Origin of the sequence: Streptomyces sp. ID05-26A, assembly GCF_033794685.1 — a bacterium.
Classification (GTDB): Bacteria; Actinomycetota; Actinomycetes; order Mycobacteriales; family Pseudonocardiaceae; genus Lentzea.
Map to the genome: position 1 here is coordinate 32616 of NZ_JARAYZ010000004.1, position 11143 is coordinate 43758.

General features: G+C 69.8%; 11 protein-coding genes. 6 read left to right on the forward strand and 5 right to left on the reverse strand.

Features of this window, described 5'->3' with window-relative positions; genetic code table 11:
* Window positions 1-42: 42 nt before the first annotated feature.
* Both PV646_RS31345 and PV646_RS31350 read left to right on the forward strand, forming a co-directional pair.
* On the forward strand, window positions 43-249 hold the full coding sequence (locus PV646_RS31345; RefSeq protein ID WP_500345911.1) for a hypothetical protein: 207 nt from the start codon (window positions 43-45) through the stop codon (window positions 247-249).
* Between the two features lie 74 nt (window positions 250-323).
* Window positions 324-1484, forward strand: coding sequence for an MFS transporter (locus PV646_RS31350; RefSeq protein ID WP_500345912.1), 1161 nt, complete (start codon window positions 324-326; stop codon window positions 1482-1484).
* Here PV646_RS31350 and PV646_RS31355 read toward each other — a convergent pair.
* Together PV646_RS31355 and PV646_RS31360 are read right to left on the reverse strand one after the other, a co-directional pair.
* Window positions 1414-2997: an ABC transporter permease gene (locus PV646_RS31355; protein ID WP_500345913.1), complete on the reverse strand. Its 1584-nt coding sequence runs from the start codon at window positions 2995-2997 to the stop codon at window positions 1414-1416. The genes PV646_RS31350 and PV646_RS31355 overlap by 71 nt on opposite strands.
* A complete protein-coding gene (locus PV646_RS31360) occupies window positions 2994-3881 on the reverse strand; it encodes an ABC transporter ATP-binding protein (RefSeq protein WP_500345914.1) in 888 nt (295 codons plus the stop codon). The genes PV646_RS31355 and PV646_RS31360 overlap by 4 nt, the downstream gene beginning before the upstream one ends.
* An 82-nt stretch (window positions 3882-3963) precedes the next feature.
* On the opposite strand from PV646_RS31360, the gene PV646_RS31365 reads away from it, so the two are divergent.
* Window positions 3964-4461, forward strand: a complete 498-nt coding sequence (locus PV646_RS31365; RefSeq protein ID WP_500345915.1) for a GbsR/MarR family transcriptional regulator — start codon at window positions 3964-3966, stop codon at window positions 4459-4461.
* A gap of 55 nt (window positions 4462-4516) precedes the next feature.
* On the opposite strand, the gene PV646_RS31370 is transcribed toward PV646_RS31365, so the two are convergent.
* Complete coding sequence (locus PV646_RS31370; protein WP_500345916.1) at window positions 4517-5617, reverse strand: S1 family peptidase; 1101 nt, start codon at window positions 5615-5617, stop codon at window positions 4517-4519.
* A 499-nt stretch (window positions 5618-6116) separates the two neighbouring features.
* Between PV646_RS31370 and PV646_RS31375 the strand changes: the two genes are divergently transcribed.
* Window positions 6117-7823: a S8 family peptidase gene (locus PV646_RS31375; protein WP_500345917.1), complete on the forward strand. Its 1707-nt coding sequence runs from the start codon at window positions 6117-6119 to the stop codon at window positions 7821-7823.
* Window positions 7824-7881: 58 nt separating this feature from the next.
* Here the strand turns inward: PV646_RS31375 and PV646_RS31380 are convergent, their stop codons facing one another.
* Window positions 7882-8871, reverse strand: coding sequence for a hypothetical protein (locus tag PV646_RS31380; RefSeq protein ID WP_500345918.1), 990 nt, complete (start codon window positions 8869-8871; stop codon window positions 7882-7884).
* A 33-nt stretch (window positions 8872-8904) separates the two neighbouring features.
* On the opposite strand from PV646_RS31380, the gene PV646_RS31385 reads away from it, so the two are divergent.
* Window positions 8905-9150: a hypothetical protein gene (locus PV646_RS31385; protein ID WP_500345919.1), complete on the forward strand. Its 246-nt coding sequence runs from the start codon at window positions 8905-8907 to the stop codon at window positions 9148-9150.
* Complete coding sequence (locus tag PV646_RS31390) at window positions 9147-9635, forward strand: DUF2017 family protein (RefSeq protein WP_500345920.1); 489 nt, start codon at window positions 9147-9149, stop codon at window positions 9633-9635. The genes PV646_RS31385 and PV646_RS31390 overlap by 4 nt, the downstream gene beginning before the upstream one ends.
* 40 nt (window positions 9636-9675) lie before the next feature.
* On the opposite strand, the gene mshC is transcribed toward PV646_RS31390, so the two are convergent.
* The gene (gene mshC, locus PV646_RS31395) at window positions 9676-10914 is read right to left on the reverse strand and encodes a cysteine--1-D-myo-inosityl 2-amino-2-deoxy-alpha-D-glucopyranoside ligase (RefSeq protein WP_500345921.1); all 1239 of its coding nucleotides are present in this window, start codon (window positions 10912-10914) and stop codon (window positions 9676-9678) included.
* Window positions 10915-11143: the final 229 nt, after the last annotated feature.

Sequence of the window (11143 nt, forward strand, 5' to 3'; positions counted from 1 at the left end):
GGTACCAAGATCCTCTTCAAGACAGGAACCACCGTGTCTCTCGTGCGCAAGATCGCTGTCGGTCTCGCTGCGGGTGGCGGCGTGCTGTTGGCCGTGTCTCCCGCCAGTGCAGCTCCCCTCTCCTCCGTCGACTCCCTCGGGGAGAACGGGCCTCACACGACCGTCAGCGACGTCAGGGAGTCGTTCCAGGGCAACTTCTCGGGGCTGCAGGAGAAGGCGCAGGACCTCACCGCCGGCGTCCGCGGGTAGAAAGTTAGCGACAACAACCACTTTTCGGCGTTCTCCGCCGCTCACCGCCCTAGGGTGAGCGGCGGAGGTGCCCGTTGGGACGGTTGGCACGCGCCGGTTTGTACGCGGGCGCTTTGATCGGGCCGTTCGGCGGCGCCGTGACCACCTCGATCCTGCCCGAGATCGGCGACAGCTTCGGCCGGTCCGCGGGATCCGCCGCCTCGACGCTGACGTACTACCTCGTGCCGTTCGCGGTGCTGATGCTGGCCTCCGGCACCCTCGCGCAACGCTGGGGTCCACAACGGACTGTCCGGATCGCCTACGTCGCCTACGCGCTGACGTCCGTGCTCGCCGCCTGCTCCTGGACGTTCGAGCTGCTGCTGGCCTCGCGTGCGTTGCAGGGCGCGGCGAACTCGTTCACGACGCCGGTGCTGCTGGCCGTGATCGCCGCGTCGACGCCGAAGGAGAAGCTCGGCCGGGCGCTGGGGTTGTTCGGGTCGATGCAGGCCGCCGGGCAGACGTCCGCGCCGCTCGTCGGCGGGCTGACCGCCGAGATCGACTGGCGGCTCGCGTTCGTGGTGATCGCCGTGGTGGCCGCCGGGCTCGCGATCCTCGGCGTGCCGGAGACGGAGGGTGAACCGGAGCGGGACGCGAGCCTGCGCAGCGCGTTCGTGCCGAGCACCTTGCGGCCCGCGCTCATCGCCTTCGTCTGCTGGGGGTGCCTCGGCGGGTTGTCGTTCCTCGTGGCGTTCCGGCTGGACGACGTGTTCGGCCTCGGCGCCGGGCAACGCGGGCTGCTGCTCACCGGCTTCGGCATCGTCGGCTTCCTGACCGCGCGGCAGATCGGCAAGGCCATCGACAGGTTCGGTGCCACCACCACCGTCGTCGTCGGCGCCACGCTGGGCGCGGGCCTCGTCGCGGCGGTGGGCACGACGCCGATCGCGGCGGTCGCGGTCCTCGCGTGGGCGCTGACCGGGGCCGCCGCGCAGGGCGTGCTGGTGAGCCTCAACGCGCTGGTGCTGCAGAGCGGCGGCGCCAACAGGGGCGGCAGCGTCAGTGTCGTGCAGTCACTGCGCTTCATGGGCGCCGCCGCGGCCCCGCTGGCGTTCGTGCCGCTCTACCAGTCGCATCCGCTGCCGGCCTTCCTCGTCCCGGCGGCGTTGCTGGTCACCGTGCCCGCGATCGTCATGTGGTCAGGTCGCGCCGGCGGAACCCGGCGAACCCCGCCACCAGGAGCACCACCGCCACCCCGGTGAGCCACGCGAGCGGCCCGAAGGTGATGTCCGGGTACTTCGGGACGTGCGTGAACGGCGAAAGGTCGATCATCCACTGGTCGAGCTGCAGCGCCGGGCCGAGCAGCGTGAGCACCAGCGCCACCGACACCACCGCCCAGCTCACCCCCGTGAGCTGCGGGAACAGCCCGAACAGGACCAGCGCGACACCCGCGATCACCCACGCGGCGGGGAGCTGGACCAGTGCCGCGCCGAGCATCTTCGGCAGGACCGTGCCCACGTCGCCGATCTGCAGGCCGTAGACCAGGCCCAGCCCTAGACCGGACGCCGCCAGCACGACCGCGCCGCCGACCAGGGCGAACACCGCGTGCGACGCGACCCAGCCCCAGCGCGAGACCGGCGTGGCGAGGATCGGCTCCGCGCGGAACGACGTCTCCTCCGAACGCAGCCGCAGGATCGCCTGCACCAGGTAGATCGACGTGATCAGGCCCAGCAACTGCGTGATGGTCGCGAAGAACGCGTCGACCATCGCGTCCGCTCCGCCGATCTTGCTGACGATCTGCCCGAGCGTCGGGTTGTCCTGCACCATCTGCCCGACGGCCTGCGCGACGCTGCCGTAGATCACGCCCACCGCGAGCAGCGCGACGGACCAGCCGATCAGCGAGCCCTTCTGCAACCGCCACGCGAGCCCGAACGGACTGCTGATCGTGCCCCGCGGCGGGCCGAGCCGGGCGGCGAGCAGGCCGAGGCCCACGTCGCGACGGCTCACGATGGCCGACGAGACGCCCACGAGCAGGACGAACGCCGCGAGCGGGAGCAGCAGCACCCAGAACCTGTTGTCGGCGAACGACCGCACGTGCTCGGTCCAGCCGATCGGCGAGAACCAGGTCAGCCACTGCGGCCCCGACTCCCCCGCCGCGTCGCCCGCCGCGCGCAGCAGGTAGACGACGCCGAGGAAGCCGCCCGCGAGCGCGTTGGACACGCGCGAGTTCTCCGAGAGCTGCGCGGTGAGCGCGCTGACACCGGTGAACACGAGTCCGACCGACGCCGTGGACAGGCCGAACGCGAACGAGCCTCCCGCGTCCAGGCCCTTCCCGATCAACGCGAGCGCCTGGAGGAGGCCGATCAGCAGGCTCGTGCCGCCCGCGACGATCACCGCGGCGGTGAGCGGCGCGTGCCGTCCGACGACCGTGGCCGCGATCAGTTCCGTGCGGCCCGCTTCTTCTTCCGCGCGTGTGTGCCGGGTGACGACCAGCATGGCCATGATCGCGATGAACAGGCCGGAGAAGACGCCCCAGCGCCACACCACCAGGCCGCCGAGCGACGACCAGTCGTGCAGCGGGCCGAGCATCGCGAGGAAGGCGGAGTTCGCGTTCGCGGTGACACCGAGCAGTGCCCGCGACTCGGCTGTCGCGTACAGCTCCTCGAGCGCGGTCGTCGTCGAGTACGTGATGCCGACCAGGAACAGGACCCAGACGGGGAGCAGGATCCGGTCACGGCGCAGGGCCAGCCGCACGAGGTTCCCGGTGCCGATCATTTCGCGTCCTCGTAGTGGCGCAGGAACAGCTCTTCCAGCGTGGGCGGCTGCGAGGTCAGCGTGCGCACGCCGGTCGCCACGAGCTGTTTGAGGACGGGGTCGAGCTTGTCGGAGTCGACCTCGAACTTGACCCGGTTGCCCTCGGCGACCAGGTCGTGCACGCCGGCGAGGTCCGCGAGGCCGTTGGGCGGGCCCGCGAGCTCGGCGGAGATGGACGTGCGGGTGAGGTGCCGCAGGTCGGCGAGCGTGCCGGTCTCGACGATGTGGCCGCTCCGGATGATGCTCACCCGATCGCACAGGGCCTCGACCTCGGCGAGGATGTGGCTGGAGAGCAGCACGGTGCGGCCGCGCTCCCGTTCGTCGTTGATGCAGTCCTGGAAGACGGCCTCCATCAGCGGGTCGAGGCCCGAGGTCGGCTCGTCGAGGATCAGCAGCTCGACGTCGCTCGACAGGGCGGCGACCAGCGCGACCTTCTGCCGGTTGCCCTTGGAGTAGGTGCGGCCCTTCTTGCGCGGGTCCAGTTCGAAGCGCTCCAGGAGCTCGGCGCGACGGGCCTTGTTCAGGCCGCCGCGGAGCCGTCCGAGCAGGTCGATGACCTCGCCACCGGTCAGGTTGGGCCAGAGGTTGACGTCGCCGGGGACGTAGGCGAGGCGGCGGTGGAGGGCTGCGGTGTCCTTCCACGGGTCGCCGCCGAGCAGCCGCGCGGTGCCGGAGTCGGCACGCAGCAGGCCGAGGAGGATCCGGATCGTCGTCGACTTGCCCGAGCCGTTGGGGCCGAGGAAGCCGTGCACCTCACCGGTCTGGACGTCCAGGTTGAGATCGTCCAGTGCACGCGTCGGGCCGAAGGTCTTCACCAGGCCCGACACGGATATCGCGGATGTCATGGCCGGTAAGCTACACTTCTTTCATAACTTCGTGAAGCGTGTAAATTTTGCCCGATCGGCTGACGAAAGGGATGATGCCGCCGTGACGAGTGCTACGGAGCGTGACACGCAGGCGGTGAGCCAGTTCGTCGAACGGTTCGGCGGCATCCTGGCCGACACCGGCGTACCGCGCATGCCGGCTCGCATCCTCGCGGCCCTGCTGACGACGGACTCCGGACGGCTCACCGCGGCCGAGATCGCCGACCTGCTGCAGATCTCCCCGGCGGCGGTGTCGGGGGCGGTGCGCTACCTGACGACCGTGCAGATCGTGAGCCGCGAGCGCGAGCCCGGATCACGCCGCGACGTCTACCGGATGCGCGACAACGTCTGGTACGAGGCGACGTTCCGCAAGGACCAGATGCTGGTGATGATCGACGAGGTGCTCGGCGAGGGCGTCGCGGCGCTCGGGTCCGGCTCCGAGGCGGGGACGCGGCTGGACGAGACCCGCGAGTTCTTCCGGTTCGCGCACAGCGAGCTCGGCTCGATGCTGGACCGCTGGCGCGTGCACCGCGAGAAGTGGCTGGAAGAGCGTTCTGCCTGAACGCCGGTGAGGGGGCCTCCACGACGCGTGGAGGCCCCCTCACCGTTCAACTGCGTCAGCCCGTGGTGAGAGTCAGGCCGTAGGCCTCGAGGATCTCGTTGACCGGCTGGTAGTAGGTCGTGCCGCCGCTGGTGCAGTTGCCGGAGCCACCCGAGGTGACGCCCTGCGCCTGCGTGCCGCTGACCCACGAGCCACCCGAGTCACCGGGCTCCGCGCACACGTTCGTGCGCGTGAGGCCGCTGACCGAGCCCTCCTGGTAGTTCACGGTCTGGCTCTTGGCCTGGACCTCGCCGCAGTGCCAGCCCGTGGTCGAGCCGGAACGGCAGATCGAGGCGCCGACCGCGGACTCGGTGTGACCGGACACGACGACGTCGGCGCCGCCGTAGTGGTTCACCTTGGCCGTGGACGTCCACGACGAGTTGGTCTTGACGAACGCGTAGTCGTTGCCGGGGAAGGACGACTTGTCGAACTCGCCCATCGCCGTCTTGTCCACACCGGTCACCGCGTCACCGGGCGAACCGCAGTGACCGGCCGTGACGAAGCCGCCCTCGACCGAGAAGCCGACGGAGCACCGTCCGGCGTTGTTGATGTAGTAGGCGTCGCCACCGCGGGTGTCCTTGAACAGCCGCGGCGCCTCGTCGGTCTCGACGACCTTCGCGAGGGTGCCCGCCTTCTCCACCAGCGACTGCGCCGCCTGCGTCTGGCCGCGCTTCACGGTGATGGTGACCGCGTTCGCCTTCGTGTCGACGTACCAGCCGGTGACCTCGGCCGGAGCAGGCGACGCGTCGAGCTTCGCCTTGGCCGCGTCGAGGTCACTCGCCTTGTGCGCGACCGTGCGGGGCTCCGCGCCGAGCTTGCGGAGCCGGTCGGTCTTGGCCGCGTCGGTCACGCCCACGACGAGCTTGCCGGTCGACGCGTCGAACCACGCGCCACCGAAGCTCTCGCCGGCGAACCCTTCGGCGACCCGCTGCAGGGCAACGGCCGCGCTCTCCTGGCGCAGCCTCTCCGCCGCCTGCCGGGCGTCGAGTCCGAGGTCGCGCTGCATCGCGGCGAGCAGGTCGGCGGACGGTCCCTCGGCGGCGACGGCGGCAGGGGAGACCGTCGTCGCGAGAGCGCCAGCCAACACGGCCACAGCTGCGACAGCCATGCGCTTCATAGGCAATTCTCCTTGTTCCTTCGGTTTTGCAGGGCCGGTGTAACGCCGGACCGGGCAACCGCGATGAGGAGATCAGCTGTGCTGCAACACAGCGCGTACGACACCGGATGAATGGCGTCCCCAGGCGGCGAACTGCCCGATCAGTTCGTTCCTCCGTCTGGGCGACGCTACTTCGGCGTGTCTACCGGACGGTAGGGTCGTTCGAGGGGTGGACCTCGCGGCGTTCGGGTTGATATAGGGAAACCAAATGCGTTCTCTCGGCCTATTTCCGTGACGCAGAGCGACCATTCGCTTTGACACGAAATGTCAAATCTGTCAACAGTTCGCACTCGACGGCGTATCCCTCTGACCTGCGGTTTAGGGCTAGCGTGCTGGACACCCTGTTCCCTGCACGAGGGAGAACCCTGCCATGCGAAGAGTCTTGAGTGCGGGACTCACAGCCGCTGCCGCCATGTGTCTGGCCGCCGCTGTGGTTCCGGCCGCATCTGCTCAAGAAAACGTGGGGACGATTCTCGGCGCCGACCGCGCCGATGTCGTGAAGGACAGCTACATCGTCTCGCTGAAGGCCGACACGGCGTCGAGGGCCGCCGCACCGGGCTTGGCGAGCAAGTACGGCGGCCAGGTCGGTCAGGTCTGGCAGCACGCGCTCAACGGCTTCTCGGTGAAGATGACGGCCAAGCAGGCCGCCAAGCTCGCCGCGGACCCGAAGGTCGCGTTCGTCCAGCAGGACGCCGAGGTGCACGCGCTCGACGTCCAGCAGAACCCGCCGTCCTGGGGCCAGGACCGCGTTGACCAGCGCGACCTGCCGCTGAGCAACAGCTACCAGTACGACACCACGGCGTCGAACGTGACGGCGTACGTCATCGACACCGGTGTGCGCACGACGCACTCCACGTTCGGTGGCCGTGCGACGTGGGGCACCAACACCTCCGGTGACGGCAACAACAGCGACTGCAACGGTCACGGCACGCACGTCGCCGGCACCATCGCGGGCTCGCAGTACGGCCTCGCGAAGGCCGCCAAGATCGTCGCCGTCAAGGTGCTGACCTGTGGCGGATCCGGCACGACCGCCGGCGTCGTCGGCGGCATCGACTGGGTGACGGCGAACGCGGTCAAGCCCGCTGTCGCCAACATGTCGCTCGGCGGTGGCGCGGACGCCACCCTGGACGCGGCCGTGCGCCGTTCCATCGCGTCCGGCGTGACCTACGCGATCGCGTCCGGCAACTCGAACACCGACGCCTGCAGCACCTCGCCTGCACGCGTCACCGAGGCCATCACGGTCAACTCCTCGACGAACACCGACGCGCGTTCGTCGTTCTCGAACTACGGTTCCTGCACGGACATCTACGCTCCGGGCTCCAACATCGTGTCGGCCTGGAACACCAACGACACCGCCACCAACAACATCTCCGGCACGTCGATGGCCACCCCGCACGTCGCGGGCGCGGCAGCCCTGTGGCTCGCCACGCACCCCACCGACTCCCCCGCCGCCGTGTGGAACGGCATCAACGCCGCCTCCACGCCCAACAAGATCACCAACGTCGGCGCCAACACGCCGAACAAGCTGCTGTACACGCTCTTCGGTGGCGGCCAGCCGAGCGACCCGTCTGTGACGAACCCCGGCACGCAGAACTCCACCGTCGGCACCGCGGCGTCGCTGCAACTGGCGGCCTCGGGCGGCACCGCGCCGTACTCGTGGTCCGTCTCCGGCCTCCCGGCCGGTCTGTCGGCGAACGCCTCCGGCGCCATCTCCGGCACCCCGACCACGGCGGGCACCTCCTCGGTGACCGCGACGGTGACCGACGCGGCCGGCAAGACCGGCACGGCGACGTTCTCCTGGGTGGTCAGCGCGGTCGGCGGCAGCTGTGACGCACGGACCAACTCGACCCCGGTCAGCATCCCCGACAACACGACCGTGACCAGCACGATCGTCGTCTCCGGCTGCGCGGGCAACGCGTCGGCCACGGCGTCGATCAAGGTCTCGATCACGCACACCTACAAGGGCGACCTCGTGGTCGACCTGGTCGCACCCGACGGCACGGTCGTCAACCTCCACAACCGGAGCGGCGGCTCGGCCGACAACATCAACGAGACCTACACCAAGAACCTCTCTGGTGAGGCCGCCAACGGCACGTGGACGCTGCGGGTCCGTGACGCCGCGTTCCTCGACACCGGCACGCTGAACAACTGGACGCTCGACGTCTGAGCGTCTTCTCGATGAACGAACCGCCCCCGGTGCTTCCGCCTCGGGGGCGGTTCCCTTCTCACCGGCAGCGTTCGGCGGCCGCCGCCGCGGCCCGCAGCACGACCGGAGGTAGTCCGGGCACGTCTCGCGCCCGCCGTTCCGCCTCGGCGAACACCTCGCGGGCGAGCCCGATCTCCGCCACCCCGGCCAGCAGGTACAGCTCCTCGACCAGGTCGCGGCCGGACGTGTCGAGCGCCTTCACCCTCTCCCGCAGGGCCTCCCACGCGGCCGTGTGGTCCCCGGCCCGCCGCCGCAGCCCGGCCAGGATCAGCCAGCCCTCCGCGCGGTCCCGTGCGGTCTCCGCGAACCCGAGAGCCTCTCTCTGCACCGCCGCGGCCTCGGCGAACTCCCCCAGGTCGACCAGCTCGTGACGCAGCAGGTTCAGCGTGTGGAGGTCGCGTTCGCGCCCCGCGGTCCACCGGTCCAGCTCGGCGCGGGCGAACTCCAGGTCCCCCACCATCCGCGCGCGCTCGACCCACGTCAGCGGGTCCTCCGCGGCGGGGTCGTCCGGGTACCACTCCCGCCTTCCGTCGAGCCACGTCCGCACGTCCTCGTCGTCCACCGCGCGTTCCCGCAGGAACTCGAGCAGCTCGTCCCGCTCGGGATGGTCACTCGCTCGCACCAGCTCGGCCGTTTCCTCGGCGCCACCGGCGAAGACGTGCTCCTGGTCGTACCCGCACCACGTGTCGAAGTTGGCGCGTTTGATCGCGTACTGCCGCCAGACGTCCTCGGCCAGCCCGTGCTCGGCGAGCAGGAAACCGGCCAGCTGCGTCTGCTCACCGATGCCCTGGAACGGTGCCTCGCGGCGGCACGTCCCCTCCTGCTCGGCCAGGAACCGCACCAGGGGCAGGTCCTCGGGGCGCCGGTCGTACTGCAAGGCCCACAACACTTTCGCGCGCGGTACCTCGTTCACGTCGGCGCCGTTGCCGTCGTCGCGGAACCGCAGTTCCCGCCACGCCGCCGCGGACTCCCGCATGCGCGTGAGACATCGTCTTGCCTCGTCCATCACCGGGTCATTGTGACCGTGCCGCATACTGCGCCGGTGACTTCTGGGGGCAGATGGCAGGTCGTCGTGCACGAACGCGGCCACATGTCGTGGAGCGTGATGGCCGGCACTCTGCGCGCTCAATGCGGCATGACGGAGACCGACGCGCGCGCAGCGGCGCTGAGAGTGGGGCAGACCAAGCGGGCGATCGTCGTGACGGGCCTGGACCTCGGCGAGGCCGAGACGATGGCGGCGGTGCTCCTGCGGCACGACTTCGTCACGACGCTGGAGAACGTGACATGAGCGAGGGGCACGACTACGTCGACGCCGTGGCGGTGGGTGACGGTGTGCTGGTGCGGATGTCCGACAACGCGGCCGCCGCGCTGGGCCACCTGATCGGCGAGCTGACGGGGTTCCTCGAACGGGAGGAAGTCCCCGCCGGTCATCGTCGACGGTGGCGCACACCCAGGCCGAACGTGGTGCGGCGGAAGATGTTCCCGGACGTCCACGCGTCGCGCGGCGAGTCGGACGGCTTCCGGAACAGGTTCCACGAGACGCTGACGGACACCGCACCGGCGCACCGGGTCCTGGCACGGCTGAACGAGTCGATGCCGTTCCTCGTACGGTTCGACGAGCTCGGCGACTGGCACGTGACCATGTCCCTGGTGCGCGCGCTGCAGAAGGCGCGACCCAAACCCGACCCCATGATCATCACGTGGACCTTGGGAGTGCAGGAGTACCTGTTGCTGGCCCTGGATCCCCAGGCCAACAATGCGTGGCCGCGGTGAAGCCGGTGGCCGCAGGAACGGCCACCGGCTCCCAGCCTCGTTAGAGCTCCACGCCCAGAAGCGCGTCCACAGCCGTACGGATCTGCGAAGGCCCGTGCCGATCCGCCCCACCGTGCGCCAGCGCCTCATCGGCCCACGCGTCGACGGCGGCCAACGCCTTCGGCGTGTCGAGGTCGTTGCCCAGGTGGTCGCGCAGCCTCGTCACGGTGTCCACAGCGGACGGTCCCGTGTCGAGCGAGGCGGCCCGGCGCCACTTGTCGACGCGGACCAGCGCCTCCTCGAGCAGTGCCTGCGTCCACGGGCGGTCCGCGCGGTAATGACCCGCGAGCAGCGCCAGCCGGACGGCGTTCGGGTCCACCTTCTCGGCGCGCAGCTTCGAGACGAAGACCAGGTTGCCGCGCGACTTCGACATCTTCTCGCCGTCGAGGCCGATCATGCCCGCGTGCACGTAGTGACGTGCGAACGGGTGCTGGCCGGTCTGGGCCTCGGCGTGCGCCGCGGAGTACTCGTGGTGCGGGAAGATCAGGTCGGAGCCGCCGCCCTGGACGTCGAAGCCCATGCCGAGGCGGTTGTGGGCGATGGCGCTGCACTCGATGTGCCAGCCGGGGCGGCCGTCGCCCAGTTCGGACGGCCACGACGGCTCACCGGGGCGCCTCACGCGCCACAGCAGCGCGTCCAGCGGGTGGCGCTTGCCCGGTCGATCCGGGTCGCCGCCGCGTTCGGCGAACAGCCGGAGCATCTCCTCGGAGGAGTAGTTCGACTCGTAGCCGAAACGGCCCGTGGCGTCGTGCGAGTAGTAGATGTCGGGGTACTCGGAGTCGTCCGCACGGTAGGCATGGCCGTCGGCGACCAGCTTCGCGACGACCTCGACGATCTCCGGGATCGCCTCCACGATGCCGACGAAGTCCTGCGGCGGCAGGACCCTCAGGGCCGCCATGTCCTCGCGGAACAGGGCCGTTTCGCGCATGGCGAGCACCACCCAGTCGTCCTTGTCGCGCAGAGCCCGCTCCAGCAGCGGGTCGTCGACGTCGGTGACGTTCTGGACGTAGTGCACGTTGTGGCCGTTGTCGAGCCACACGCGGTGCACGAGGTCGAACGCGAGGTAGGTCGCGGCGTGGCCGAGGTGAGTCGCGTCGTACGGCGTGATCCCGCAGACGTACAACCTGGCGGTGTCTCCTGGAGCCGTCGGACGCACTTCGCCCGTAGCCGTGTCGAACAGCCGCAGCGGGCGGGGGTCCCCCGGAACCCGCGGCACAGGAATCGATGACCAGGTCTGCATGTATCCGACACTAACGCGTGCCGCCAGGTGGAGCGTGATTTCCGGCTGTTGGGACGGCCACGCCCGATTCGTTCGGACAGAAAGGCAGGACATCCGTTGACGGCGTCACGGCGCCGCCCCTAGCTTCCGAAGGCATGCTTCGTGTCGTCGTAGCCACGGTGGTAGCGCTCTCACTCTCCCCGGCAACCGCACCCGCCGAACCTCTGGACGCCTTGGCGTATCTGGAGAA

What these genes read in the sequence shown, in the direction of transcription:
- PV646_RS31355 (WP_500345913.1), bottom strand. Translation starts at nt 2,997, where the DNA reads ATGATCGGCACCGGGAACCTCGTGCGGCTGGCCCTGCGCCGTGACCGG.
- PV646_RS31360 (WP_500345914.1), bottom strand. Translation starts at nt 3,881, where the DNA reads ATGACATCCGCGATATCCGTGTCGGGCCTGGTGAAGACCTTCGGCCCG.
- PV646_RS31390 (WP_500345920.1), top strand. Translation starts at nt 9,147, where the DNA reads ATGAGCGAGGGGCACGACTACGTCGACGCCGTGGCGGTGGGTGACGGT.
- mshC (WP_500345921.1), bottom strand. Translation starts at nt 10,914, where the DNA reads ATGCAGACCTGGTCATCGATTCCTGTGCCGCGGGTTCCGGGGGACCCC.
- PV646_RS31370 (WP_500345916.1), bottom strand. Translation starts at nt 5,617, where the DNA reads ATGAAGCGCATGGCTGTCGCAGCTGTGGCCGTGTTGGCTGGCGCTCTC.